The organism is Streptomyces sp. NPDC107562 (assembly GCF_055657325.1).
This window is the reverse complement of record NZ_JBVKBE010000023.1, coordinates 14,469-39,728: the sequence shown is the minus strand read 5'-3', so window position 1 is coordinate 39,728 and position 25,260 is coordinate 14,469. Positions and strand designations below refer to the sequence as shown.

At 72.2% G+C, this 25,260-nt stretch carries 21 protein-coding genes and 1 pseudogene; 13 read left to right on the top strand and 9 right to left on the bottom strand.

All coding sequences use genetic code 11. The features are described 5' to 3' along the window. The first annotated feature begins 66 nt into the window (after window positions 1–66). The 3 genes from ACZ7LV_RS37240 to ACZ7LV_RS37230 all read left to right on the top strand — a co-directional run bounded on the left by ACZ7LV_RS37240 (window position 67) and on the right by ACZ7LV_RS37230 (window position 4,267). The gene (locus ACZ7LV_RS37240; protein WP_471945794.1) at window positions 67–1,527 is read left to right on the top strand and encodes a sodium:solute symporter family protein; all 1,461 of its coding nucleotides are present in this window, start codon (window positions 67–69) and stop codon (window positions 1,525–1,527) included. An 83-nt stretch (window positions 1,528–1,610) separates the two neighbouring features. Then, complete coding sequence (gene speB, locus ACZ7LV_RS37235) at window positions 1,611–2,585, top strand: agmatinase (RefSeq protein ID WP_401680645.1); 975 nt, start codon at window positions 1,611–1,613, stop codon at window positions 2,583–2,585. After that, the gene (locus ACZ7LV_RS37230; RefSeq protein ID WP_471945793.1) at window positions 2,582–4,267 is read left to right on the top strand and encodes a thiamine pyrophosphate-binding protein; all 1,686 of its coding nucleotides are present in this window, start codon (window positions 2,582–2,584) and stop codon (window positions 4,265–4,267) included. Before speB ends, ACZ7LV_RS37230 begins: the two co-directional genes overlap by 4 nt. 352 nt (window positions 4,268–4,619) lie before the next feature. On the opposite strand, the gene ACZ7LV_RS37225 is transcribed toward ACZ7LV_RS37230, so the two are convergent. Next, window positions 4,620–4,979 (bottom strand): peptidase inhibitor family I36 protein, encoded by a 360-nt coding sequence (locus ACZ7LV_RS37225; protein WP_471945792.1) that lies wholly within the window; start codon window positions 4,977–4,979, stop codon window positions 4,620–4,622. A 273-nt stretch (window positions 4,980–5,252) separates the two neighbouring features. On the opposite strand from ACZ7LV_RS37225, the gene ACZ7LV_RS37220 reads away from it, so the two are divergent. From ACZ7LV_RS37220 to ACZ7LV_RS37205, 4 genes are all read left to right on the top strand, one after another. Continuing rightward, window positions 5,253–6,107: a serine hydrolase gene (locus ACZ7LV_RS37220; RefSeq protein ID WP_471945791.1), complete on the top strand. Its 855-nt coding sequence runs from the start codon at window positions 5,253–5,255 to the stop codon at window positions 6,105–6,107. Window positions 6,108–6,212: 105 nt separating this feature from the next. Beyond that, on the top strand, window positions 6,213–9,917 hold the full coding sequence (locus ACZ7LV_RS37215; RefSeq protein ID WP_471945790.1) for an ABC transporter ATP-binding protein: 3,705 nt from the start codon (window positions 6,213–6,215) through the stop codon (window positions 9,915–9,917). A gap of 139 nt (window positions 9,918–10,056) precedes the next feature. Beyond that, window positions 10,057–10,455, top strand: coding sequence for a hypothetical protein (locus ACZ7LV_RS37210; protein WP_471945789.1), 399 nt, complete (start codon window positions 10,057–10,059; stop codon window positions 10,453–10,455). Window positions 10,456–10,539: 84 nt separating this feature from the next. After that, the gene (locus tag ACZ7LV_RS37205; RefSeq protein WP_471945788.1) at window positions 10,540–11,958 is read left to right on the top strand and encodes a S28 family serine protease; all 1,419 of its coding nucleotides are present in this window, start codon (window positions 10,540–10,542) and stop codon (window positions 11,956–11,958) included. Between the two features lie 95 nt (window positions 11,959–12,053). Here the strand turns inward: ACZ7LV_RS37205 and ACZ7LV_RS37200 are convergent, their stop codons facing one another. The 3 genes from ACZ7LV_RS37200 to ACZ7LV_RS37190 all read right to left on the bottom strand — a co-directional run bounded on the left by ACZ7LV_RS37200 (window position 12,054) and on the right by ACZ7LV_RS37190 (window position 15,851). Continuing rightward, window positions 12,054–13,886, bottom strand: a complete 1,833-nt coding sequence (locus ACZ7LV_RS37200) for a glycoside hydrolase family 3 protein (protein ID WP_471945787.1) — start codon at window positions 13,884–13,886, stop codon at window positions 12,054–12,056. 1,135 nt (window positions 13,887–15,021) lie between these two features. Beyond that, complete coding sequence (locus ACZ7LV_RS37195; RefSeq protein ID WP_471945786.1) at window positions 15,022–15,375, bottom strand: hypothetical protein; 354 nt, start codon at window positions 15,373–15,375, stop codon at window positions 15,022–15,024. Then, complete coding sequence (locus ACZ7LV_RS37190; protein WP_471945785.1) at window positions 15,372–15,851, bottom strand: hypothetical protein; 480 nt, start codon at window positions 15,849–15,851, stop codon at window positions 15,372–15,374. Before ACZ7LV_RS37190 ends, ACZ7LV_RS37195 begins: the two co-directional genes overlap by 4 nt. Before the next feature lie 169 nt (window positions 15,852–16,020). Here ACZ7LV_RS37190 and ACZ7LV_RS37185 point away from each other — a divergent pair, with 169 nt between their 5' ends. Further along, a complete protein-coding gene (locus tag ACZ7LV_RS37185; RefSeq protein ID WP_471945784.1) occupies window positions 16,021–16,698 on the top strand; it encodes a hypothetical protein in 678 nt (225 codons plus the stop codon). A gap of 15 nt (window positions 16,699–16,713) precedes the next feature. On the opposite strand, the gene ACZ7LV_RS37180 is transcribed toward ACZ7LV_RS37185, so the two are convergent. Beyond that, window positions 16,714–17,622: a LysR family transcriptional regulator gene (locus tag ACZ7LV_RS37180; protein WP_471945783.1), complete on the bottom strand. Its 909-nt coding sequence runs from the start codon at window positions 17,620–17,622 to the stop codon at window positions 16,714–16,716. Window positions 17,623–17,712: 90 nt separating this feature from the next. Here ACZ7LV_RS37180 and ACZ7LV_RS37175 point away from each other — a divergent pair, with 90 nt between their 5' ends. Both ACZ7LV_RS37175 and aroA read left to right on the top strand, forming a co-directional pair. Next, complete coding sequence (locus tag ACZ7LV_RS37175) at window positions 17,713–18,627, top strand: EamA family transporter (protein WP_471945782.1); 915 nt, start codon at window positions 17,713–17,715, stop codon at window positions 18,625–18,627. Between the two features lie 4 nt (window positions 18,628–18,631). Continuing rightward, entirely contained in the window at window positions 18,632–19,867 is a 1,236-nt protein-coding gene (gene aroA / locus ACZ7LV_RS37170) for a 3-phosphoshikimate 1-carboxyvinyltransferase (protein WP_471945781.1), read from the top strand. 42 nt (window positions 19,868–19,909) lie between these two features. Here aroA and ACZ7LV_RS37165 read toward each other — a convergent pair whose 3' ends face one another. From ACZ7LV_RS37165 to ACZ7LV_RS37150, 4 genes and pseudogenes are all read right to left on the bottom strand, one after another. Beyond that, a complete protein-coding gene (locus ACZ7LV_RS37165) occupies window positions 19,910–20,710 on the bottom strand; it encodes a sugar phosphate isomerase/epimerase family protein (RefSeq protein WP_471945832.1) in 801 nt (266 codons plus the stop codon). Between the two features lie 68 nt (window positions 20,711–20,778). Then, window positions 20,779–21,204: pseudogene (locus ACZ7LV_RS37160) on the bottom strand (GNAT family N-acetyltransferase); the annotation flags it as partial. Between the two features lie 110 nt (window positions 21,205–21,314). After that, on the bottom strand, window positions 21,315–21,914 hold the full coding sequence (locus ACZ7LV_RS37155) for a dihydrofolate reductase family protein (protein ID WP_471945780.1): 600 nt from the start codon (window positions 21,912–21,914) through the stop codon (window positions 21,315–21,317). Window positions 21,915–22,013: 99 nt separating this feature from the next. Then, a complete protein-coding gene (locus tag ACZ7LV_RS37150) occupies window positions 22,014–22,436 on the bottom strand; it encodes a nuclear transport factor 2 family protein (RefSeq protein WP_471945779.1) in 423 nt (140 codons plus the stop codon). Window positions 22,437–22,617: 181 nt separating this feature from the next. On the opposite strand from ACZ7LV_RS37150, the gene ACZ7LV_RS37145 reads away from it, so the two are divergent. The 3 genes from ACZ7LV_RS37145 to ACZ7LV_RS37135 all read left to right on the top strand — a co-directional run bounded on the left by ACZ7LV_RS37145 (window position 22,618) and on the right by ACZ7LV_RS37135 (window position 25,243). Further along, the gene (locus tag ACZ7LV_RS37145) at window positions 22,618–23,256 is read left to right on the top strand and encodes a hypothetical protein (protein ID WP_471945778.1); all 639 of its coding nucleotides are present in this window, start codon (window positions 22,618–22,620) and stop codon (window positions 23,254–23,256) included. Window positions 23,257–23,639: 383 nt separating this feature from the next. Next, window positions 23,640–23,858, top strand: coding sequence for a ferredoxin (locus ACZ7LV_RS37140; protein ID WP_471945831.1), 219 nt, complete (start codon window positions 23,640–23,642; stop codon window positions 23,856–23,858). Next, entirely contained in the window at window positions 23,855–25,243 is a 1,389-nt protein-coding gene (locus ACZ7LV_RS37135) for an NAD(P)/FAD-dependent oxidoreductase (RefSeq protein ID WP_471945777.1), read from the top strand. Before ACZ7LV_RS37140 ends, ACZ7LV_RS37135 begins: the two co-directional genes overlap by 4 nt. Window positions 25,244–25,260 lie beyond the last annotated feature (17 nt).

Below are 25,260 nucleotides of genomic sequence, written 5' to 3'. Positions count from 1 at the left end.
GCGCCGTCACACCGGACGACCCCCATCTGCACGACACGCCACCGAGAGTGCGCGAAGGAGGGCCCCATGGCCGTCGACTACCTCGTGATCGTCGTCTATCTGGCCGGCATGCTGGCCATGGGCTGGTGGGGCATGCGCCGCGCCAAGTCCAAGAGCGAGTTCCTGGTGGCAGGCCGCCGCCTGGGCCCGGCCATGTACTCCGGCACCATGGCGGCGATCGTCCTCGGCGGTGCCTCCACCATCGGCGGCGTGGGCCTCGGCTACCAGTACGGCCTCTCCGGCGCCTGGATGGTCTTCACCATCGGCCTCGGCCTGCTGGCGCTGTCGATCTTCTTCTCCGCCCGGATCGCCCGCCTGAAGGTCTACACCGTCTCCGAGATGCTGGACCTGCGCTACGGCGGCCGGGCGGGCGTGATCTCCGGCGTCGTCATGTGGGCGTACACCCTGATGCTCGCGGTGACCTCGACCATCGCGTACGCCACGATCTTCGACGTCCTCTTCGACATGAACCGCACCCTCGCGATCGTCCTCGGCGGCTCGATCGTCGTCGCCTACTCGACGCTGGGCGGCATGTGGTCGATCACGCTGACCGACATGGTGCAGTTCGTGGTCAAGACGATCGGCGTGCTGCTGCTCCTGCTGCCGATCGCGGTCGTCAAGGCCGGCGGCTTCAGCGAGATGAAGGCCAAGCTGCCCACCGAGTACTTCGACCCGCTGGGCATCGGCGGCGAGACGATCTTCACCTACGTCCTGATCTACACGTTCGGCATGCTGATCGGTCAGGACATCTGGCAGCGCGTCTTCACGGCCCGCAACGACACGACGGCGAAGTGGGGCGGCACCGTCGCCGGCACCTACTGCCTGGTCTACGCCCTCGCCGGCGCCGTCATCGGCACCGCGGCCAAGGTGCTCTACCCGAACCTGGCCAGCGCGGACGACGCCTTCGCGACGATCGTCAAGGACGAACTCCCCATCGGCGTGCGGGGACTGGTGCTCGCCGCGGCGCTCGCGGCGGTGATGTCCACGTCCTCCGGTGCGCTGATCGCCTGCGCCACCGTCGCCAACAACGACATCTGGTCGCGGCTGCGGGGCCTGGTGCGCCCGTCGGAGCAGGAGCACGACGAGGTCAAGGGCAACCGCGTCTTCATCCTGCTCATGGGCGTCGCCGTGATCCTCACGGCCATCGCGCTCAACGACGTCGTGCAGGCGCTGACCGTGGCGTACAACCTGCTCGTCGGCGGCCTGCTGGTGCCGATCCTCGGCGGACTGCTCTGGAGGCGCGGCACGGTCCAGGGCGCGCTCGCGGGCGTCGGGGTCGGCGGCATCTCCGTGGTGGTCCTCATGGCCACCCACGGCATCCTCGCCAACGAGCCGGTCTACTACGGCCTGCTGGCCTCCCTCGCCGCCTACGTGATCGTCTCGCTGGCCACCCCGGCCACGGACGCCGCCGTGCTCGCCGCCTGGCGGGAGCGGCTCGCCGGGCGGTCGCCCGAGCCCCGGTCCGAGCACGCCCCGGCCCACCAGTAGAGTCGTACGACAAGTAGTGCAAGCAGCGCATGTCGTCCATGCGGTGCATACGCGATGAAGCGTGAGAGAGAAGGCAATTCCCGATGAGCAGCAACGAGACGCCGACACCCCGCGGCCCCGTCGACTCGTCCCGCGTCCCGCGGTACGCCGGCCCCGCGACCTTCGCCCGGCTGCCCCGCCTCGACGAGGTCGGCACCGCCGACGTCGCCGTCGTGGGCGTGCCGTTCGACTCGGGCGTCTCGTACCGGCCGGGCGCCCGCTTCGGCGGCAACGCGATCCGTGAGGCGTCCCGGCTGCTGCGGCCCTACAACCCGGCGCAGGACGCCTCCCCGTTCGCCCTCGCCCAGGTCGCGGACGGCGGCGACATCGCCGTGAACCCCTTCAACATCAACGAGGCCGTCGAGACCGTCGAGGCGGCCGCCGACGACCTGCTCGGCACCGGCGCCCGCCTGATGACGCTGGGCGGCGACCACACCATCGCCCTTCCGCTGCTCCGCTCGGTGGCCCGGAAGCACGGCCCGGTGGCGCTGCTGCACTTCGACGCCCACCTCGACACGTGGGACACCTACTTCGGCGCCGAGTACACGCACGGCACGCCGTTCCGCCGCGCGGTGGAGGAGGGCATCCTCGACACCTCGGCGCTCTCCCACGTCGGTACCCGCGGCCCGCTGTACGGCAAGCAGGACCTCACCGACGACGAGAAGATGGGCTTCGGCATCGTCACCTCCGCGGACGTCTACCGCCGCGGCGCCGACGAGGTCGCCGACCAGCTGCGCCAGCGCATCGGCGACCGCCCGCTGTACATCTCCATCGACATCGACTGCCTCGACCCGGCGCACGCGCCCGGCACGGGCACCCCCGAGGCCGGCGGCATGACCTCCCGCGAGCTGCTGGAGATCCTGCGGGGGCTGGCATCCTGCAACCTGGTGTCGGCCGACGTCGTCGAGGTGGCCCCCGCGTACGACCACGCGGAGATCACGTCCGTGGCGGCCTCCCACACGGCGTACGAACTGACCACGATCATGTCCCGACAGATTGCCGAGGCGCGCGCGAAGTGACTCACGACCACGACCTGGTACTCCGCCCGACGGCCGCGCAGACCTCGGCGGCCCTGAACCCGCCGCCCGGGCGCAACGGCGGGGACCTGGTCGTGGAGACGCTGGCCGGGCTCGGCGCGACGACGGTCTTCGGCCTGCCCGGTCAGCACGCGCTCGGCATGTTCGACGCCCTGCGGCGGTCAGACCTGCGGTACATCGGGCTGCGGGTGGAGAACAACGCCGGTTTCGCGGCCGACGCGTACGGCAGGATCACCGGCGAGGCGGCACCGCTGCTGCTGTCGACGGGCCCGGGTGCGCTGACCTCGCTGGCCGCGCTCCAGGAGGCGGCGGCGGCCTCGGCGCCCGTGCTGGCGATCAGCAGCCAGATCCCGACGGCGGGCCTCGGCGGCGGCCGGCACGGCTATCTGCACGAACTGCCCGATCAGTCCGCCTCGTTCCGGGGCGTGGTGAAGTCGGTCCACACCGTGCGCGCCCAGTCCCAGATCCCCTCCGCCGTCGCCGCGGCCTGGAAGTCGGCGCTGACCGCCCCGCACGGCCCGGTGTGGGTGGAGATCCCGCAGGACGTGCTGCTCGCCGAGACGTCCGTGCCGGTGGTGACCGGCGGCGACGCCTTCCCCGAGGAGCTGCCGCCGCGCCCCGAACTCACGGCCGTGGCGGCCCACCTGCTCTCGAACGCGGCCCGCCCGGCGATCATCGCGGGCGGCGGGGTCGTCCGGGCCGACGCGTCGAAGAAGCTCCGTCAGCTCGCGGAGACGCTCGCGGCGCCGGTCGTCACGACGCCCGGCGGCAAGGGCGCCTTCCCCTGGACACACCCGCTGTCGTTGCAGTCGTGGATCGAGGACCGGCACACCACCGACTTCCTGGAGGACGCGGACGTCCTCCTCGTCGTCGGCTCCGGCCTCGGTGAACTCTCCTCCAACTACCACACGTTCAAGCCGCGCGGCCGGGTGATCCAGGTCGAGGCCGACCTCGGCAAGCTGGAGTCCAACCACCCCGCGCTGGGCATCCACGCGGACGCGCGCCTCGCCCTGCAGGCGCTGCTGGAGACGGTGACGGAGCGGCAGGACCCGGCGGCGCCGCGGCGCGTGCGCGAGGTCCTCACGAAGGTCGCCGACCGCATCGCCTCCCAGGAACTCACCCTGGAACAGGACGTGCTGGCGTCCGTCCGCCGGGCGCTGCCGGCCGACTCCCCGTCCTTCTGGGACATGACGATCCTCGCGTACTGGGCCTGGTCGGCCTTCGACGCCAAGGGCCCCAACACCATGCACTCCGCCCAGGGCGCCGGCGGCCTCGGCTACGGCTTCCCGGCGGCGCTGGGCGCGGCGGCCGCCGATCCGACCCGCCCGGTGCTCGCGGTGTCGGGCGACGGCGGCGCGCTGTACTCGATCGCCGAGCTGGCGACCGCCCGGCAGTACGACCTGAACGTCACCTGGCTGATCGTCGACGACGGGGGTTACGGCATCCTGCGCGAGTACATGACCGACGCCTTCGGCCGGCCCACGGCGACGGAACTGACCCGTCCCGACTATGCGGCGCTCGCGGAGTCCTTCGGCGTCCCGGGAACCCGCACGACACCGGAGAACCTGGAGGCCGACCTGACGAAGGCACTGGCGTCCCCGGGCCCGTCGGTGGTCGTCCTCCCGGCGGTCCTGCGCATGTTCGCCCCCACGCACCTGGCCTGACCCACGGACGCCGCCCCACCGGCAACCCCCTGCCGACCGGCGCGCCGGTCGGCCGGTTCGGTGCGGCTTCTCTTCCGGCCCTCGGCGTCCTCGCCGGGGCGGCCGGGCCGGTCGTCGACGGGGTCGTCCTGGTCGTCATAGGAATCCTGACGGCCACCGGCGTCGCCGAGGTCGCGTGAGCACGGACGCGGGGTTCCCGTCGTGACGGGGGGTTCCCGTCATGACGGGGGCCGACGGCTACGGGCGTCGCCGGGATCGGTCGGCTCCGCGAGATACCGCCTCCCCGGGACCGGGTGGCCCCGGAGGCGCGGTGGCTGGGCCTGGTGCGGGCGGCCGCGTCAGTGGGCCCGGATCAGCAGGCGCCGGGGCCGACGCCGTCGATGCGGCCGCCGAAGTCGCCGAGGTAGCGGGAGCGCCAGTCGCCGTTGAAGACGTCGCGCTTCTCGACCGGGCTCCAGTTGATGAAGCAGGCGCGGGTGCTCGCCACGGCCGAGCCGACATGGTCGTGCAGGCGGGGCGGCATGTCGCGATAGCCGCTGCGGGCCGTCCATTCCCAGTAGTCGCCGCGGAAGCCCTCCCCGCTCCAGAAGCAGACCGACCCGTCGGGGCAGGCGGGCGGTGCGGCGGCCTCGGCGGCGGCAGCGCCGTGGGACGGCAGGACGAGGGCGGTCAGCGCGAGCGCGGCGGCGGCGGACCAGGAACGAAGCTTCATGAGGCTCCTCGGACGGCTGTGGTGCGCCCCGGCGGGGTTGCCGGGACACGCCGCCATCGTCCCGAGGGGGTCCGCGGCATGCCCGGCCGCCGGGGCCGCACACCACCTCATGGGAGGAATCGGAGGCACTGACCGGGGAACGCGCAGCCATCGGTTCGCCTCCCCTCGCTCCGCGGCGGCCCGTGGCCCTCCGGCCGCCCCCGAGCGCGCGCGGACATGTGTTCATGGGAACGCACGTACAACCTTCGGTCACCCATTCGGGTCAGAACCGGCATGACTTCCCTCAGACCTCGGCGTACGAGACTGCTCGCCGCAGCCCTCGGTGCCGGACTTCTCGTCCCGGTCGTCGCCGCCGCGTCCCCCGCCGCCGCCGCGCCCGCGCCCACCGTCAGCTGCACCTCCGCCAAGGCGGGTCTCGCCGCCAAGCTGAAGAAGGACATCACGGCCGCCCTCGCTAACCGCAAGGGCACCGTCGCCGTCGGCCTCTACGACCGCACCACCAAGACGACCTGCACCCTGCGGTCGACCACCGCCTACGACTCGGCCAGTGTCGTCAAGGTCACCGTGCTCGCCGCGCTGCTGTGGGACGCGAAGAAGCACGGCCGCTATCTCACCGCCCGTGAGACCTCCCTCGCCACGGCCATGATCACCAAGTCGGACAACGCGGCGACCAGCACGCTCTGGCGGCAGCTGGGTCTGACGAAGATCAAGGGCTTTCTGTCCGCCGCCGGGATGACGCAGACCAAGCCCGGCGCCGACGGCTACTGGGGCCTGACCCGGATCACCGTCACCGACGAGCAGAAGCTGCTCAAGCTCGTCACCGCCAAGAACACCGTGCTCAGCGACAACTCCCGCGCCTACATCCTGAAGCTGATGGGCCAGGTGGTCTCCTCCCAGCGCTGGGGGACGCCCTACGGGGTGCCGTCCGGGGTCTCCGTCGCCGTCAAGAACGGCTGGCTGCAGCGGGCCACCTACGGCTGGCGGGTGCACAGCGTCGGGGCCTTCAAGGGCCGTGGCCACGACTACATGATCACCGTGCTCACCCACGGCAACAGCACCATGAACTACGGCGTCGCCACCATCCAGGGCGTGGCCAAGGTCGTCCACAAGGACCTCGCCGCGTCCTGACCGGACCTCGCGATCATCCCGGCGGGATGAAATCGGGGCCCGTCCGTGTTGGTGCCTTCCGGTAGATCAGGACGATCGGCAGGATCAGGACCGGAGGGCACCGGCGTGGGACCGCAACGGGGATGGGCACGACGGCTGTGGGGCTACGCCTGGCGCTATCGGAAGGACGTGGTCCTGGCCCTCGGCTCCTCCCTGGCCGGCATGGCCGTCATGGCCCTCGTCCCCCTGATCACCAAGGTGATCATCGACGACGTGGTCGGTGACCGTACCCGCGCCATGACCCCCTGGGCCGGCGCGCTCATCGGTGCCGCGCTGCTCGTCTACGTCCTCACCTACATCCGCCGCTACTACGGCGGCCGGGTCGCCCTGGACGTCCAGCACGACCTGCGCACGGACATGTACGACACGATCACCCGGCTCGACGGGCGCCGCCAGGACGAGCTGTCCACGGGCCAGGTCGTCGGGCGGGCCACCAGCGACCTCCAGCTGATCCAGGGCCTGCTCTTCATGCTCCCGATGACCATCGGGAACCTCCTGCTCTTCGTCATCTCCCTGGTGATCATGGCGTGGCTGTCACCGCCGCTCACCCTGGTGGCGCTGGCCGTCGCCCCGGCCCTGTGGTTCATCGCCAAGCGCAGTCGCAGCAAGCTGCACCCCGCCACCTGGTACGCCCAGGCCCAGGCCGCCGCCGTCGCGGGTGTCGTCGACGGCGCCGTCACCGGCGTACGCGTGGTGAAGGGGTTCGGGCAGGAGGAGCAGGAGACCGGCAAGCTCAGAGAGGTCGGCAGGAAGCTGTTCGCGGGGCGCCTGCGCACCATCCGTCTGAACTCCAGGTACACCCCCGCCCTCCAGGCGGTCCCCGCCCTCGGCCAGGTCGCGATGCTCGCCCTCGGTGGCTGGCTGGCCGTGCGCGGCCACATCACGCTCGGCACCTTCGTCGCCTTCTCCACCTACCTCGCCCAGCTCGTCGGCCCGGTCCGGATGCTCGCCGTGGTCCTCACCGTCGCCCAGCAGGCCCGGGCCGGGACCGAACGCGTCCTGGAGCTGATCGACACCCAGCCGTCGTTGCGGGACGGGACCCACGACCTCCCCGCCGACGCCCCCGCCACCGTCGAGTTCGACGACGTCTCCTTCGGCTACGACGCCGGCAAGCCGGTGCTCGACGGCCTCAGCTTCGAGATCCGCCCCGGTGAGACCCTCGCGGTCGTCGGCTCCTCCGGCTCCGGGAAGTCGACGGTCTCCCTCCTCCTGCCGCGCTTCTACGACGTCGGCCGCGGCGCCGTCCTGATCGGCGGCCACGACGTCCGCGAACTCACCCTCGACTCGCTCAGGGCCGCGATCGGCCTGGTCCCCGAGGACTCGTTCCTCTTCTCGGACACGGTCCGCAACAACATCGCCTACGGGCACCCGGACGCCACCGACGCCCAGATCGAGGTCGCCGCCCGCGCCTCCCAGGCGGACCGCTTCATCCGGGAACTCCCGCACGGGTACGACACCACGGTCGGCGAGCACGGACTGACCCTCTCCGGCGGCCAGCGCCAGCGCATCGCGCTGGCCCGCGCCCTGCTCACCGACCCGCGTCTGCTCGTCCTCGACGACGCCACCTCCGCCGTCGACGCCCAGGTCGAGCACGAGATCCACGAGGCGCTGAGGCACGTGATGGAGGGCCGCACGACCCTGCTCATCGCCCACCGGCGCTCCACGCTCAACCTCGCCGACCGCATCGCCGTCCTGGACGCCGGCCGGCTCGCCGACATCGGCACCCACGACGAGCTCCAGAAACGCTCGGCCCTCTACCGGCGCCTGCTCACCGACCCCGACGAACTCGGTGCCGTCTCCCCGGGCCACGCCCTGCCCGCCGCGCCCCCGGAGGACACCTCCGTCCGTGAGGAGCTGGACGCCGAGTTCGACGCCGAACGCGGGGTCACGCCCCACCTGTGGACGGGTGACCGCGAGCCCAAGGACGCCGCCCTCGCCGGCACCCCCGCCACCCCGGAGCTGCTCGCCCAGGTCGACGCCCTGCCCCCGGCCACCGAGACCCCCGGCGTCGACGAGGCCCGTGCCGTGCGGCCCGAGCGCTCCTACGGGCTGAAGCGGCTGCTGCGGGGCTTCGGCGCGCCCCTGCTGATCAGTCTCGGCCTGGTGGCCGTCGACGCGGGCATGGGCCTGCTGCTGCCCGTGCTGATCCGGCACGGCATCGACAGCGGTGTCACCAAGGTCGCCATCGGTGCCGTCTGGGCGGCCTCGCTGCTCGCCCTGTTCGCCGTCCTCGCCCAGTGGGTCGCGCAGATCGCCGAGACCCGGATGACCGGCCGCACCGGTGAACGGGTGCTCTACTCGCTGCGGTTGAAGATCTTCGCCCAGCTCCAGCGGCTCGGACTCGACTACTACGAGCGCGAGTTGACGGGCCGGATCATGACCCGGATGACGACGGACGTGGACGCCCTGTCGACGTTCCTCCAGACGGGCCTCGTCACGGCCTTCGTCTCCGTGGTCACCTTCTTCGGGATCATGGTCGCCCTGCTGGTGATCGACGTCCAGCTCGCGTTCGTCGTCTTCGCCACGCTCCCGCCGCTGATCATCGCCACGTTCTTCTTCCGCAGGGCCAGTGTGAAGGCCTACGAGCTCGCCCGTGAGCGGGTCTCGACGGTCAACGCCGACCTCCAGGAAACCGTCTCCGGGCTGCGGATCGTGCAGGCGTTCCGGCGCGAGGGGGACGGCGGGCGACGGTTCGCCGAGCGCAGCGACAGCTACCGGCAGGCCCGCATACGCGGTCAGTGGCTGATCTCCGTCTACTTCCCCTTCGTGCAGTTCCTGTCGTCGGTCGCCGCGGCGGCCGTGCTCTACGCGGGCGCGGGGCGGGTGGAGGCGGCCACCCTCACCACGGGCGCGCTGGTGGCCTACCTGCTCTACATCGACCTGTTCTTCGCCCCCGTCCAGCAGCTCTCCCAGGTCTTCGACGGCTACCAGCAGGCGTCCGTCTCGCTCGGCCGGATCCAGGAGCTGCTGCGGGAGCCGACGTCGACGAAGTCCGCCGACGAACCCCGCGAAGTCCTGTCCCTGCGGGGCGACATCGCCTTCGAGGACGTGCACTTCTCCTACGGCGACGAGGAGGAGGCCCTCAGCGGCATCGACCTCACCGTCCCCGCCGGGCAGACCGTGGCGTTCGTCGGCGAGACCGGCGCGGGCAAGTCGACGCTGGTGAAGCTGGTGGCGCGGTTCTACGACCCGACCGGCGGCCGGGTCACCGTCGACGGCGCCGATCTGCGGGACCTCGACATCACCTCGTACCGGCACCGCCTGGGCGTCGTGCCGCAGGAGGCGTACCTCTTCCCCGGGACCGTGCGTGACGCCATCGCCTACGGCCGCCCGGACGCCACCGACGCCGCGGTGGAGGCGGCGGCCCGCGCGGTCGGGGCGCACGAGATGATCGCGACCCTGGAGGGCGGTTACCTCCACGAGGTCGCCGAGCGGGGCCGCAACCTCTCCGCCGGCCAGCGCCAGCTGATCGCGCTCGCTCGCGCCGAACTGGTCGACCCGGACGTCCTGCTCCTGGACGAGGCGACGGCCGCGCTGGACCTGGCGACCGAGGCACAGGTCAACCAGGCGACGGACCGGCTGACCGGCCGCCGTACGACGCTCGTCGTCGCGCACCGGCTGACCACCGCCGCGCGCGCGGACCGGGTCGTGGTGATGGACCACGGCCGGGTGGTGGAGGACGGCACGCACGAGGAACTGCTCGGCCGCGGCGGCAGATACGCGGCCCTGTGGCGCACCTTCATCGGCGAGGAGGCCCCGGCGGTGGCCTGACGGACTCCGGCCGGTCGTCCCGAAGCCCGGGGAGCCCGCCCGCGGGGAGCGTAGGCGTCCGGGAACCGCGCAACCATCCGGCGTACGTCGTGCGTCCGTACATCCGTACGTCGATCCGAGGGGCGCGGAGGGGACGACTGTGGACACGGGTGCGATACGACGGCGGATGGGGCTCGGCGTGGCCCTGCTGACCGCGTCCGGACTGCTGGCGCTCGCCGCCCCGGCGGACGCGCGGGCGGCGGCGGGGTCGGCGTCGGCGTGCGCCGGACGCAAGGTCAGGACCCTGCCGTTCGCCACCGGCGCCGTGCACGTCTACAAGCGCGGGGGGTACGTGTGCGCCGTCACGCTCCCGGAGGACCCCGGTCCCAGGCGCTCGATGTCCGTCAGCGTGCAGGCGCGCGGCAACCGCCCGGTCGTCGACAGGGGCCGCTACTCGCACCGCGCGGGACCGGTGACCGTGCACGCCGGGCAGCGCTGCGTGTGGGTGAAGGGGGCGGTCGGCCAGGAGTCGGTCAGCTCCGGCTGGATACTGTGCTGACCTGCTGATTCACGAACCGCCCTGGTGCACAGGTGTGTTGCTCCGATAGCTTCCGGCGCACATCTGTTCTTACAGGGAGGGTGCATGCGCAAGGCGCTCAGATGGCTGCTCGCGCTCACCGTGCTCATAGGCACGCTGAGCACGGCGGGGGCGGCCACCGCGGCCCAGCCGGAGGCCACCGACATCAAGGACCGGTTGCTCTCCATACCCGGCATGAGCCTGATCGAGGAGAAGCCGTACCCCGGCTACCGCTTCTTCGTGCTCAACTACGCACAGCCGGTCGACCACCGCAAGCCCTCCAAGGGCACGTTCCAGCAGCGGATCACCGTGCTGCACAAGGACGTCTCGCGGCCGACGGTCTTCTACACCGGTGGCTACAACGTCTCCACCACCCCGAGCCGCCGTGAGCCGACCCAGATCGTGGACGGCAACCAGGTCTCCATGGAGTACCGCTTCTTCACGCCGTCCCGGCCCAGCCCGGCCGACTGGACCAAGCTGGACATCTGGCAGGCCGCCAGCGACCAGCACCGCATCTTCACGGCGCTGAAGCGGATCTACTCCAAGAACTGGATCTCCACGGGCGGTTCGAAGGGCGGCATGACCGCCACCTACTACGAGCGCTTCTACCCCCGTGACATGGACGGCGTCGTCGCCTACGTCGCCCCCAACGACGTCGTGAACGACGAGGACAAGGCGTACGACCGCTTCTTCGCCGGCGTCGGCACCAAGGAGTGCCGCGACCGGCTCAACGGGGTGCAGCGCGAGGCCCTGGTCCGCCGGGAGCCGCTGGAGCAGCGGTACCAGGCGTACGCGGCCGAGAACGGCTACACCTTCGACACCGTGGGCAACCTCGACAAGGCGTACGAGGCGACCGTCCTCGACTACGTCTGGGGCTTCTGGCAGTACAGCCTGCTGTCCGACTGCGGCACCATCCCGGCGGACGCGAAGAACGCGACCGACGAGGAGATCTGGAACTCCATCGACACGATCGCCGGGTTCTCCTTCTACACCGACCAGGGCCTGGAGCCGTACACGCCGTACTACTACCAGGCGGGCACGCAGCTCGGCGCGCCGACGATCGTCTTCCCGCACATCGAGAAGAAGTACGTCCGCTACGGCTACCTGCCGCCCCGGTACTTCGTGCCGCGCTCGATCCCGATGAAGTTCCGGGCAGGCGCCATGGAGGACGTCGACAGCTGGGTCCGCCACCACGCGCGGCACATGCTGTTCGTCTACGGCGAGAACGACCCGTGGGGCGCCGAGCGGTTCCGCCTCGGCAAGGGCGCGCACGACTCCTACGTCTTCACCGCCCCCGGCGCCAACCACGGCGCCAACGTCGCCGGTCTGCGGGCCGAGCAGAAGGCGCTGGCCACCGCCAGGATCCTGCAGTGGGCCGGGGTCGCGTCCACCGCGGTGGCGGCCGACCCGGCGGCGGCCAAGCCGCTGGCGACGTACGACGCCCGGCTGGACAAGCGGGGCGCGGAGCGCACCCTGCGTCCGTGACGCCGGGGGCCGTGCCCACCCGTCACTGACGGGCGGGCACGGCCCGCGTGCGCGGGGGTGCGTGGCCGTACCGCGCACCCCCGTCCGGTCGACGCCTAGTACGACAACCCGTGCCCGACCGGGTACAGCACACGAGCCGGATCGTCCGCCCGCTGCACCGGCACCGGCAGCTTGCCGCGCGGCCGCACCTTGCCGGCGATGACCCGCGCCGCCGCCCGCACTTCGACGTCCGTCCACGAGTAGGACGCCAGGTACCCCCGGACGCCGGGCAGCTGGGCCACGTCGTACGGATTGCGCACGGCCACCGCGACGACCGGCTTCCCGGTCGCCAGCAACCGCTCGACCAGCGTCTTCTGCGCGCTGGTCGCCGTGACGTTGTACGTCCCCACGACCACCGCGTCCACGTCCTGGGCCGCCGCGACCGCACGGTCCACGACCGCCGCCGAGGGCGCCGTACCGGTGGACAACGCGGTGACGGTGAAGCCGAGTTCGGTCAGCGCGGTGGCGAGGACGCCGGTGGGCGGGCCCGTCGTGCCGGACGGCGAGGCCGGGTCGGCGCCGACCACGAGCAGCCGGGGGTGCTCGCGCCGGGACAGCGGCAGCAGGTCGCCCTCGTTGACCAGCAGGGTCGTCGTCCGCTCGGCGATCCGGTCGGCCTCCTTGAGATGGGCCCGGGTGCCGACCGCGCGGTCGACGCCCCGCGCGCTGACGTAGGGCGACTCGAAGAGCCCCAGCTTCGCCTTCAGCCGCAGCACCCGCAGGATCGATTCGTCGAGCCGCTCCTCGGTGAGTTCCCCGTCCTGTACGGCCTTCAGGACCGCGTTCCAGGCGACGTCCAGCTTGGGCGGGTTCAAGAGCTGGTCCACGCCCGCCTTCAGCGCCAGCACCGGCACCCGGTCGTCGCCGTACTTGGTGCGGACGCCCTCCATGCCGAGCGAGTCGGTGACCACGACACCGTCGTAGCCCAGTTCCTCGCGCAGGATGCCGGTGAGGATCGGGCGGGAGAGCGTGGCCGGGTCACCGGAGGAGTCCAGCGCCGGGACCATGATGTGCGCCGTCATGATGGAGTCGATGCCGGCCTCGATCGCCGCCCGGAACGGAGGCGCGTCGATCCTGCCCCACTCCTCGCGGGTGTGCTCGATGACCGGGAAGCCGTAGTGGCTGTCCACCTCGGTGTCGCCGTGGCCGGGGAAGTGCTTGGCGGTCGCGGCGACGTCCGCGCGCTGGTACCCGGTGACCTCCGCCGCGACCAGGTCCGCCACCGCGTCCGGGTCGGCGCCGAAGGACCGTACGCCGATGACCGGGTTGGCGGGGTTGACGTTGACGTCGGCGACGGGGGCGTAGTCCTGCCGGATGCCCATCGCGCGCAGTTCCTCCCCGGCGATCCGGCCGAGGGTGCGGGCGTCGGCGCGCGAACCCCCGGCGCCGAGGGCCATCGCGCCCGGGAAGAGCGTCGCGGGCCTGCCCACGCGGGCCACTATCCCGTGCTCCTGGTCCGTGGAGACCAGCACCGGCAGCCCGCGGGGGAGGTCGAGGGAGGCCTTCTGGATGCCGTTCGACAGGTCCGCGATCTGGTGCGGGGTACGGGTGTTGTGGGCCCAGGTGAAGTAGATGATGCCGCCGAGGCGGTACTTGGCGAGCAGTTCGGCCGCCGTGCGGACGCCGAGTTCGCTGAGGTTGGCGTCGATGTCGGCCTGGTCGGGGGCGGTGGCGGAGTGGCCGTAGACACGGGAGACGAAGAGCTGGCCGACCTTCTCCTCCAGGCTCATCCGGGAGATGAGCCGCTGGAGGTGCTTGTCGTCGGCCGCCTGCGCGGTGCTCTGCCCGACCGTCAGGGCGGCGGTGACACCGGCGGTGGCGGCGAGAACCGTTCGTCTGGAGGGGGCGGCAGCGGGGTTTCCTGCGCTTGGCGTGCTGGTGTGGTGCACGTGCGCTCCTTCCGGAGGAGATCGCTGAAGGAAACTTCCAAAGGGCCACCAATATCCGGGAAGTTTCTGCCGGTCAAGGGGACGCACAGTCCCGCATTCCGAGGGACCGCCATCGGCGCAGGAGGAGGCGCGCCGACGGGGTCATCTGTCTCGGGTCAGCCCAGTCGCTTCGTGCCGAGCGAGGTTGCGCCGCCCCCTCACTGTCCGAGATCTGCAAACCTATGACGTCCTGGTGGGCGATGCCCCGTACCCGTTCATAACAGCGAATGCTGGAAGGGTTGCAGGCCTCTGCGGACGGCGACGGTGTCGCGGTGGTCGTCAGGCAGACACACCAGGAGCACGGATAGGTACCGCACGATCGAGTGGGGTGACGCCCGTGCCTGATCCCTCCGTTGTGTGGGCGGTAGCCGAAAGGTTCGGGAACCGGGACGACCTGCTGCGCACGCAGGACAGGGTGGTGCGCCCGGAGGAACTGGTGCCAGCGATCCTCCAGCCTGCTGGAAGGACCTGCGGAGGGATCGGACGCTCCATGGCTGCCGTACGCGCGGCGGACCTCGCTGCATCTGCTGGAGACATTGCTGAGCGAGTCCATGGCCGGCAGCCCGGACCGGGTGATGTTCACTGAGGCGGAATCGGGACTGGACGAGCTCTTCAACCCACCACGGACCCGGCTGGCTTGTTCGGCCATCCCTACCGGGCCAGTCCCAGCCAGGGCCGCGTGCGCTGGTGCGCCCGAACCGACACGCTCTGGGTCTTCGCTCGACGGGCGGAGCAACTCGCTGTCATTGCAGAGGAAATGCCGGTCGCTTGGGAATTCCTCGCAGAGCTCCGCCATCCCGGCCAGTCCTCTGCGACGTCCGTACCGCTTCCTCGACCGCCGGGGGGCGGGCCGTGCCCCTGCGCCAGAGGCGTAGAGCTGCTTGGCGGGAAATGATCTCGGCAGGTCGATGCAAGTCGCAGCCCCGCGTCGCACGGGCAGCCGTCCACGGCGTAGAGCCGCGGGCAGGAGGCAAGTGCCTGCCCGTCGCCGGCGCCTGGCGTCCGGCTCCCGACCGCGGCTGATCCCAACCCGAGCCCATGATCGCGTCGACACTCTCGTGGGCAAAGTGCGCTTCAGGGCGGGACAGGAGATCGATCAGTCGGTGGCTTTGGGGTGTCCGGTGCCTGCGTAAGTGATCCAGGCGGTGCGGTTGGCGTCGTCGACGAGGTACCAGATGCGGCCTCCGCCGGTGACCTCGTACTGCCACTGTTCCAGCGTCTGTCCCTTCCAGACCGTGGAGCCGAGTCTGCCCTTGAGGCGGTGGTGGCGCTGGGGGTCATCGGTGGCGCGCGGGGCGGATCGAACTTTGTCGAAGGCGCGGCGCAGGTTGCCTGCGGCGTGGCGGGAGAGGTGGTCCCAGCCGTGGGCCGCATCGGTGTTGGCGAAGCGCAGGTCGAATTCGCATTCGAGGGGAGGAGGGGCCGCGCGGTCACCACGCTTGGGAGTCACGCGGAGGGTTCACCTTCAGGCGTGGGGACAGCGCCGAGGTCGCCGTCGGGCTCGCGGGTGAGGATGGCGTGCAGGGCCGGGTCGGCGTAGATCTCGGCGCTGTGTCGCCATTGGGCCAGCAGGAGGGCGATGGGCGCGAGGTTCTCCAGTGCGGCGGCCCCGCGGGCGGTGTCCACGAGCTCGCCGAGCATCGCCTCGATGTCGTCCTCGGGAAGGAAGACCGACCATGGCAGAGCCTCGGGCAGGACCTGGCGGAGCGCGGCCGTGTTCTCGGTCCGGACCAGTCCGGCGAGTAGGCGGGCGGTGAAGTCGACCACGGTGGAGTCCTGCTCCAGCTGATCGGCGCGAATGAGCGCCAGATCCCCCGCGTCGCGTCGACGCAGGCGCAGTGCGCGGACCCCCTCCAGGCGCCGGGCGGTGGCGACGGGGTGGTGAAGCAGCTCGCTGAAGGGTACGTCCTCGTAGGCCGACGTCATGACATCCACAGTAGCTCGGATGTCTTGGGGCGGGTAGTCGCGCTGGTGGGCGCCCGCTGGGCAAAGGGGATCACCATGGATGTCGGCATACCCTCAGAGACGCCGTTGACCTGCTGAACGCTCGAGTGCGGCGGAATCCTGGGGTGGAGTGGGCGATCGAGGTGTATTCGTGGTCAAGTCGGGTGTCCCGACGCAACGCCGGGTGACGGTGGACTGGGCCGAGGCGCTGACCGGGTTCGACGCATGGCGGCCGTTGCATCTGCTGCGGCGGATCGGGCCGGTCGTCCAGGGGGTCTGCCTGGACCGTACGACGTCCGGCGACGGCTACATGCCGACGGCGCATGTACATGCGCTGACACGGCGGTTTCCGGTCGTCTCCCTCGCGCTGGGGCAGCGTCTGGAGGGTGCCTCGGGGCAGCAGGAGACTGTGGTCTTCGCGCGCCACGAGAGTGAGTACCAGGCGGCGGTCGACGCCCTGAGCCGGCAGAGCCGCCTGACTCTGCTTCAGGCCCCTCCGTCGTTGGAAGAGGTTGTCAGGGCCTACCATGCGGCGGCTTCCGCGCGCCATGACAAGGGCTTGCCCCCAGCCCCTCTGGAAATGGAGGACAGCGTGCTCGTCGTCGCTGCCGCCGGGCGGCCGGATCTCGTGCGGGACGGGCTGGCGCTCGCACGTGAGTTGGCCGACCGGTGGCCGAAGTCCCGGCTGCCGCTCGACTGGCCCGGTGCGCAGGAATGGCTGGAAGGCCTGCGGGCCAAAGCCGCGGATCCCGCCGCCCTGCTGGCGACGGTCGACCAGCAGATCGTCCAGCACAAGCTCACCGGCGTCCGGGACGGGCTCGTGCTGTGACGGGCTTTCGAGGGTTCAGCGGTCCGAGACCCCGGGCCAGTGGGCCTGCAAGGAGCGGACCGTTTCCGCGATCGCGGGGCGGCGGGACGCGCCCTCGCGCCAGAGGGCGTAGAGGTGGCGGACGGGGAGGGGGTCCAAGGGGACCTGGGCCACGCCGTCCGGGAGGGGGCCCCGGCCCAGGCGGGGGATGAGGGCCACGCCGAGGCCCGCCGCGACCAGCGCGACCAGCGTCGGGTTCTCCTCCGCCGTGTGGACGATGTCCGGCTCGTGACCGACCGAGCGCAGGGTGCGCAGCAGCCAGTCGTGGCAGACCCGTCCGGGCGGCTGGCACACCCAGCGCTGGCCGCCCAACTCCGCGCGGCGTACGGCCGTTCGGGACGCGAAGGGGTGGTCCGCGGGGACCAGCAGGTCGCACAGGTCGTCACCGATCAACGCCTGTTCGACGCCGGCGGGGGCGGGCAGCGGCGCGATGTCCCAGTCGTGGGCGACCACCAGGTCCACGGCGCCTTTGGCGACCAGGTCGACCGACAGATGGGGGTCGACCTCCCTCAGGCGGGCGTCCAGGGCCGGGTGGCGCTTCGCGAGGTCGGCGAGGACCGGGGGCAGCAGTCCCCGCGCCGCCGACGGGAACGCCGCCACCGTCAGCCGCCCGGCCGGCAGCCCCCGCCGCTCCTCCAGATCCGTCTCCGCCCGCTCCATGATCGCCAGCAATTCGGCCGCGGTGGCGACGAGTTGGTGTGCCTCGTCGGTCAGACGCACCCCCCGCCCCTCCCGCTCGAGCAGCACCGTCCGCGTCTCCCGCTCCAGCTTCGCGATCTGCTGGGACACGGCCGACGGGGTGTAGCCGAGGGCCACGGCGGCCGCTCCGACCGTGCCGTGCACGGAGACGGCGTGCAGGGCCCGCAGTCGTGGGAGATCCAGCATCGCCCTCTCCTGATGGATTAGCCTCGCTTCATCCAATCATGCAGCAATCATCGCTGGTGCTACATGGTCCTCGCCGGTGATCCTCGACGTATGCGACCCGCCCACCTCCTGCTCGCCGTCCTCGTCGCCGCCGTCTGGGGCGTCAACTTCACCGTCATCGAGATCGGTCTCGACCACTTCCCGCCCCTGCTCTTCTCCGCCCTGCGCTTCCTGGTGGCGGCGGTCCCCGCCGTCTTCCTCGTCGGTCGCCCGAAGGTGGCCTGGAAATGGATCGTGGCGGTGGGACTGGTCCTCGGGGTCGCCAAGTTCGGGCTGCTGTTCGTGGGGATGGACGCCGGGATGCCGGCCGGTCTGTCGTCGCTGGTGCTCCAGGTGCAGGCGGTGTTCACCGCGCTCATCGCCTTCGTGGCCCTCGGCGAACGACCCACCGCCGTCAGGGCGGCGGGCATGCTCGTGGCCCTCGCCGGCATCGGTGTCGCCGCCGTCGACGAAGGCACCTCCGGCCCGCTCACCGCCTTCGCGCTCGTCATCGCGGCCGCCGCCTGCTGGGGCGCCTCCAACGTCCTCACCCGCAAGGCCGCGCCCCCGGACGCCCTCAACTTCATGGTGTGGGTCAGCACCGTCCCGGTCCTGCCCCTCCTCGCCCTCTCCCTGCTCCTGGAGGGCCCGACCCGCGACTACGAGGCCCTGCGCGCCCTCGACTGGCAGGGCGCCGGCACCGTCGTCTACGTCGCCTGGATCACCACCGTCTTCGGGTTCGGCGCCTGGGGCTGGCTGCTGCGCCGCCACCCGGCCTCCACCGTCGCGCCCTTCTCGCTGCTGGTCCCGGCCTTCGGGATGACCTCCGCGGCGGTGTTCCTCGGCGAGTCGATGACACCCCTGCGCTGGTGCGCGGCGGCGCTGCTGGTGGGCGGGGTGGCCCTCACCTCGGTGACGCCCCGGCGATCTTTGGAGGTCCATCCCGTGGACGACGCGGCGCTCCGGGTGGACGTGGGCCGATCATGAACGCATGCCCGCAGTCGACATTCCCGGTTCCACGTCCCTGACCGCCCGCGCCCTGTTCCTCGCGGCGGCGGCGGACGGCGTCACCACGCTGCGCCGGCCGCTCCGGTCGGACGACACCGAGGGCTTCGCGGAAGGCCTCGTCCGCCTCGGGTACCGGGTCGGCCGCACCCCCGACATCTGGCAGATCGACGGCCGCCCGCAAGGCCCCTCGGTCGCCGAGGCCGACGTCTTCTGCCGCGACGGCGCGACCACGGCCCGCTTCCTGCCCGCGCTGGCCGCCACCGGCCACGGCACCTACCGCTTCGACGCCTCCCCGCAGCTGCGCCGCCGCACTCTGCTGCCCCTGACCCGCGCCCTGCGCGACCTCGGCGTCGACCTGCGCCACGAGGAGGCGGAGGGCCACCTCCCGCTCACCGTGCGGGCGGCCGGGGTCGACGGCGGCGAGGTGACGCTGGACGCCGGCCAGTCCTCCGAGTACCTCACGGCCCTGCTCCTGCTCGGCCCGCTGACCCGGCGCGGGTTGCGCGTCGAGGTCACCGACCTGGTGTCCGCCCCGTACGTCGACATGACGCGCGCGATGATGCGGGCGTTCGGTGTGGAGGTGCGCCGCGAGGGCGACGTCTTCGTCGTGCCGTCCGGTGGTTACCGCGCCACGACGTACGCGATCGAACCGGACGCCGCCACGGCGAGCTGCTTCTTCGCGGCCGCCGCGCTGACCGGGGGCGAGGTGACCGTTCCCGGCCTCGGCGAGGGCGCGCTCCAGGGCGACCTGGCCTTCGTGGACGTTCTGCGCCGGATGGGCGCGCGGGTGGAGGTCGGCGCGGACCGCACCACGGTCCGGGGCACCGGCCGTCTCGACGGACTCACGGTCGCGATGCGGGACATCTCCGACACCATGCCCACCCTGGCCGCGATCGCCCCCTTCGCCTCGGGGCCGGTGCGCATCGAGGACGTGGCGAACACCCGCGTGCAGGAGTGCGACCGCCTGGAGGGCTGCGCGGAGAACCTGCGGCGGCTCGGGGTGGAGGTCGCCACCGGCCCCGACTGGATCGAGATCAGGCCGGGCCGGCCGGCGCCCGCCGACATCAAGACGTACGGCGACCACCGGATCGTCATGTCCTTCGCGGTGACCGGCCTGCGGGTGCCGGGGATCACGTACGACGACCCGGGCTGCGTACGGAAGACCTTCCCCGGCTTCCACGAGGCGTTCGCGGCGCTGCGCGGTCGTCTGCCCGGCTGACGTCGGCGCGAGCCGGGGCGGCGGCCCACGCCATCCGGCCGTTCAGGCCGAGTCGTTGAGCAGGCGCGCCAGGTGCTCGCGGCCCGCGTCCAGCAGCCCCGGGAGCGGGGCCGCGTCCTCGTACCAGCGCTTCTCGTACTCCCAGCACAGCCAGCCGTCCCAGCCCTGCCGGGAGAGCAGCTCCACGGTCTCGGCGAGCGGGAGCACCCCGGCGCCCAGCGGCAGCGGGGCCGTGTCCTCGGTGGAGGCGATGTCCTTGACCTGGACGTAGCCGAGGTGCGGGGAGAGGGCCGCGTACGACTCCGAGGGCTGCTCGCCGCCACGCCAGGTGTGCATGACGTCCCACAGGGCGCCGACCTGACGGTGGCCGACCAGGCCCAGGATCCGCATCGCGTCGGCGCCCGTGCGGTGCGAGTCATGGGTCTCCACGAGGATGCGCACCCCCACGTCGCCCGCGTATTCGGCCGCCGTGCCCAGGCGGCGGGCGGCGGTCGCGTCGGCCTCCTCGGGACTCTGCTCCGCCGTACCGCCGGGGAAGACCCGGACGTAGGGCGCGCCCAGGTCGTGGGCCAGGTCGAGAAGGGCGCGCAGCTCGCCGAGGACGGGCTCGTCGTCACCCGGAGCGGCCACCCGCGTGTACCCGGCGATCCCGAGCGGCGTGATCTCGGCCGCCTTGAACTCGGCCGCGGCATCCGCCCGTTCGGCGGCCCCGATACCGGGATGCACCGGCTCCTCGGGGTGCGCGCGCAGCTCCACGCCGTGGTAGCCGTGCTCGCTCGCGAGTCGCAGGACGTCCGGCAGGGGGAGGCCGGGGACACCGAGGGTGGAGAACGCCAGCTTCATGCCTCCAGCTTCGTACACCTGGGCCCTCCCCGTCACTCGGGTGTCGGCCCGTACCGGTCGGGCCGCCGTCACTCCCGTGGTACCCGCAGCTCCGGGCGCCAGTCCTGGCCGACCAGGTCCTTGCCGAACGACCGGTGCGGTTTCTCGCCGACCGGCACGAATCCGTGCCGCCGGCAGACGCGGCGGGCCGCGGTGAGCACGTCGTTCGTCCCCGGGACGAGGTCGCGGCAGCCGAACCCCCGCGCGAAGTCGACGACCGCCCGCACCAGCCGGTCGCCGACGCCGAGGCCGCGCGCGTCCGGCTCGACCAGGAGCAGCCGCAGCCGGGCGGTGGCGGGCGCCTCGTCCCGTACGCACCTCACGCAGCCCACCGCACGCCCGTCCGGCTCGGCGATCCACACGTGTTCCAGGTGCGGGTCGTGGTCCTGCGCGGAGTCCGCGACGATCCGGGCGACCAGCCCCTCGTGGTCGGCGTTCCAGCCGTGCTCGGCGGCCCCGCCACGGGAGGGAGGGGCGGCCGGGACGGCCGACCCGGATGGTCGACCCGGTCGGAGATGTCCCCGCGTCGAGCGCAGGCCGCCCCCTCGCGTCTAAGCCCCGGCGGCTACTGCTCGGCGGCCCGCCGGTAGACGCACACCTGGACGCCCGCCTCCGAGGCCGTCGTCGAGACCAGCGTGAACGTCGTCTTCGTGCCGTCGTCCGGGAAGATCGACTTCCCGCCGCCCAGCACCACGGGCATGACGATCAGCCGCAGCTCATCGACCAGCCCTTCGCCCAGCAGCGTACGGGCGAGCGTCGGACTGCCCATGACCAGCAGGTTCCCGCCCTCGGTCGCGCTCAGCTCCCGCAGTTCGGCCACGGCCCCGGCACCCGGGACGCGCAGGGTGTTGTCCCAGTCCTTGGCGTCGGCGTCACCGAGGGTGGCGCTGACGACGTACTTCCGGATGGAGTTCATCCGGTCGGCGAAGGGGTCTCCGGCCCGCTCCGGCCACGCCCCGGCCATCGCCTGCCAGGTCCGCCGCCCGAAGAGCAGGGCGTCGGCGCCCTCCAGCGCCGCGTCGAAGGCCCCGCCCACGATCTCCGGGTCGAAGAACGGGTGCGTCCAGCCGCCGTGGGCGAACCCGCCGTCGGTGTCCTCCTGCGGGCCGCCGGGCGCCTGGACGACGCCGTCGAGGCTGATGAACGAGGTGATGACGAGGGGCATGGCTGGCTCCTGTTTCCGGGTGACGAAGACGCTGGAGGAACTGGAGTGAAGACCGCGCTGCGGCCCGGAAGTCATCGCCCGTGCGGCGACCGGTTCGGTTCAGTTCACGACGGGTGGCCTGCCTTGCGTCCACACCGGCCGTACCGCCATCCGGCTGAACCGCCAGCCGTCCGGCGTACGCCGCACCTCGGCGTCGAACCGCCCCCCGACGGTGAACAGGCTCCCGTCCTCGTGGACATGGGTCATATGGGCGTTCCACGAGACGTCGGCCCGCTCGCCCTCGGCGTCGACGAGGATCCCGGACGCCATGTGCTGCGTCCGTACGAACCGCTCCACCGCCAACTGCCCGACCGCCGCCAGGCCCTCGGCGGCGCCGACGGGTGTCTCCATCCGTACGTCCTCGGTGGCGAGGCCGCCCATCCAGCCCGGGGCGAACTCGCGGGCGTCCAAGGCCCGGAAGAGGCGGTGGACGAGGACGGGGACGAGGGTGTGGACGTCCTGGGACGCGTGGTGATCGCTCATGCGACGAGCGTCGTACGTCAACCGCGCTTGAGGTCAAGCGCGGCCCCCCGCGTCCCGCGACCGGCGCGGCCCGGTGGCGGGAGTGCGCGGATTGCTGCTGTCTTGACGAAGGAAGGGCAGAGGTCCGGGCCAGGTGGGGCGGACGTCTGCGTGCGGGAGGACGGACGGAGAGCGAGAGACGATGCGGCAGAAGCGCGAGCGCCTCGGGACACCCCGGGCCGCCGGTGTCGCCGGGGTCCTGTTCGCGCTCCTGATGGCCGCGGCGATCATCCTGGTGCGCCTCGCCCTGCCCGGCGGGGCCGACGGCACCGAGGTCACCGTCGACGCCGGGCAGCGCGGCGCGGTGCAGACGGCGCTGGAGCTCCTGCCGTTCGCCGGGATCTCCTTCCTGTGGTTCATGGGAGCGCTGCGCGAGCAGGCGGGCGCGGGGGAGGACCGTTTCGTGTCCACCGTGTTCCTGGGCAGCGGACTGGTCTTCGTCGCCATGCTGTTCGGCTGCGGGGCGGCGGCCGGGACCGTGCTCGACGACGGTCAGCCGCCCTCGGCGTTCGGCCGCCACTACGCCTACACCCTGCTCACCACGTACGGGCTGCGCATGGCCGCGGTGTTCGTCTTCACGGCGTCGACCATCGGCCGCCGGCTCGGAGTCTGGCCGGGCCCGCTCATCGTGCTGGGCTATGCGGTGGGGCTGGTGCTGCTGGTGGTGGGAGCGGACATGCCCTGGTCGGAGCTGGTGTTCCCGGGCTGGGCGCTGATCGTCAGCCTGCACATCCTGGTGGGCCACCGCCCCACCGACCGACCCACCCCTGCGGGGTCCTGAGGAGCGCTGGGCTGTGTGGAGCCGCCGGGTCCTGAGGAGCGCTGGGCTGTGTGGAGCCGCCGGGTCCTGAGGAGCGCTGGGCTGTGTGGAGCCGCCGGGTCCCGAGGAGCGCCGGGCTGTGTGGAGCCGCCGGGTCCTGTGGAGTCCGCTGCGCTTCGACGGGTCGCCGGGCTCGGCAGGCGCGTCGGGTCGGCGGGAGTCCGGCCGGCGTCGGTGGAGACGGAATGCGCGGTGCCCGACGATCCGCGGACGTTTCACGTGTAGCCGGGCCTTCAGGAGTGGGCCGCGTTCACTCCGACGGACCTCTCTCGTCGCCGTACCCCAGGGGTGGGCCGAGGATGGGCGCACGGGGGACCGGGCCGTCGGAGAGGACACATCCCGTGGTGAGGCTTGTCGTCGACCTGAACCGCTGTCAGGGATACGCGCAGTGCGCGTTCCTCGCGCCCGAAGTCTTCGTCATGCACGGCGACGAGGGACTGCTCTACCACCCCGAGGCGGACGAGGCGCAGCGCGACGGACTCGCGCGGGCCGCGGCCGCCTGCCCCGTCCAGGCCATCCTCGTCGACGAGGTCGACGTCCCCCGTCGGGGCGGTGACCGATGACCGCTGACAGCGCTCTGGAAGCCTTCCGGCGCGAGGGCCGTGTGGTCGTCGTCGGCGCCTCGCTGGCGGGCCTGCGGGGCGCGGAGACCCTGCGCGAGAAGGGCTTCACCGGCTCCCTGACGATCATCGGTGACGAACCCCACGAGCCGTACGACCGGCCCCCGCTGTCCAAGCAGGTGCTGCTGGGCATGACCACCGCCGACCGCACCGCACTGCCCAGGCGCCGCGACCTCGACGCGACCTGGCGGCTCGGCGTCCCGGCCACCGGACTGGACATGGCCGCCCGTCGGGTGCGGCTCGGCGACGGCGACGAGGTGCCCTACGACCGGCTGCTGATCGCCACCGGGGTACGGGCGCGGCCCTGGCCCCGCGAGGCCGAGGCGGAACTCGACGGTGTCTTCGTGCTGCGCACCCGCGACGACGCCGCCCGGCTGGAGCGCCGGCTGGCGGCGGGGCCCAAGCGGGTGTTCGTGATCGGCGCCGGGTTCACCGGCTCGGAGATCGCCTCCGCCTGCCGCGAGCGCGGCATCGCCGTCACCGTCGCCGAACGCGGCGGGGCGCCCCTGGTCGGCGCGCTCGGCGGGGTGGTGGGCGCGGTCGCCGCCGAACTCCAGCAGGAGCACGGCGTGGACCTGCGGTGCGGGGTCATGGTGACCGCGCTGGAGGGCGACGCCTCGTGCCGGGTGCGGGCCGCGCACCTGTCCGACGGGTCCACCGTCGAGACCGACCTGGTGGTCGTCTGTCTGGGCGCCACCCGCAACACCGAGTGGCTCGCCGGGTCGGGGCTCGGGGCGGGCCCGCGCGGTATCGCCTGCGACGCCGGCTGCCGTGCCTTCGACATCCGCGGCATCGTCACCGACGACATCTACGTCGCCGGAGACGTCGCGCGGTCCCCGCACGCCCTGTTCGGCTACCAGTTCCTGTCGCTGGAGCACTGGGGCAACGCCGTCCGCCAGGCCGAGATCGCGGCGCACAACATGCTCAGCGAGAGCGCCGACCGGCTGCCCCACCTGTGGGTGCCGGCCTTCTGGTCCTCGCAGTTCGGCGTGAACATCAAGTCGGTCGGGGTGCCGTCGCTGGGCACCGAGATCCTCGTCTCGCAGGGCTCGCTCACCGACCGGCGGTTCGTCGGTGTCTACGGCTACCAGGGGCGGGTGATCGGCGCGGTCGCCTTCGACCACGCCCGGTGGCTGCCGTTCTACCAGGAGCTGATCGAGACCACCGCGCCGTTCCCGCCGCCGTTCCCCACGATCGGCCGGAGCCCGGGACAGCGTCCGACGGACGCGGACTTCCCCGACCCGTCGGTGCCCACGCACGGCCCCACGGTGACCCTCAGCGGATACTCGCCGGCCGACCGCCGGATGACGTTCACCCCCGCGCACTGACCCGCCCGGCCCCGAGG

Coding starts and splice junctions, on each gene's coding strand:
- ACZ7LV_RS37240 (WP_471945794.1), top strand. CDS start 67: ATGGCCGTCGACTACCTCGTGATCGTCGTCTATCTGGCCGGCATGCTG.
- speB (WP_401680645.1), top strand. CDS start 1,611: ATGAGCAGCAACGAGACGCCGACACCCCGCGGCCCCGTCGACTCGTCC.
- ACZ7LV_RS37225 (WP_471945792.1), bottom strand. CDS start 4,979: ATGAAGCTTCGTTCCTGGTCCGCCGCCGCCGCGCTCGCGCTGACCGCC.
- ACZ7LV_RS37220 (WP_471945791.1), top strand. CDS start 5,253: ATGACTTCCCTCAGACCTCGGCGTACGAGACTGCTCGCCGCAGCCCTC.
- ACZ7LV_RS37205 (WP_471945788.1), top strand. CDS start 10,540: ATGCGCAAGGCGCTCAGATGGCTGCTCGCGCTCACCGTGCTCATAGGC.
- ACZ7LV_RS37190 (WP_471945785.1), bottom strand. CDS start 15,851: ATGACGTCGGCCTACGAGGACGTACCCTTCAGCGAGCTGCTTCACCAC.
- ACZ7LV_RS37180 (WP_471945783.1), bottom strand. CDS start 17,622: ATGCTGGATCTCCCACGACTGCGGGCCCTGCACGCCGTCTCCGTGCAC.
- ACZ7LV_RS37175 (WP_471945782.1), top strand. CDS start 17,713: ATGCGACCCGCCCACCTCCTGCTCGCCGTCCTCGTCGCCGCCGTCTGG.
- aroA (WP_471945781.1), top strand. CDS start 18,632: ATGCCCGCAGTCGACATTCCCGGTTCCACGTCCCTGACCGCCCGCGCC.
- ACZ7LV_RS37165 (WP_471945832.1), bottom strand. CDS start 20,710: ATGAAGCTGGCGTTCTCCACCCTCGGTGTCCCCGGCCTCCCCCTGCCG.
- ACZ7LV_RS37155 (WP_471945780.1), bottom strand. CDS start 21,914: ATGCCCCTCGTCATCACCTCGTTCATCAGCCTCGACGGCGTCGTCCAG.
- ACZ7LV_RS37150 (WP_471945779.1), bottom strand. CDS start 22,436: ATGAGCGATCACCACGCGTCCCAGGACGTCCACACCCTCGTCCCCGTC.
- ACZ7LV_RS37145 (WP_471945778.1), top strand. CDS start 22,618: ATGCGGCAGAAGCGCGAGCGCCTCGGGACACCCCGGGCCGCCGGTGTC.
- ACZ7LV_RS37135 (WP_471945777.1), top strand. CDS start 23,855: ATGACCGCTGACAGCGCTCTGGAAGCCTTCCGGCGCGAGGGCCGTGTG.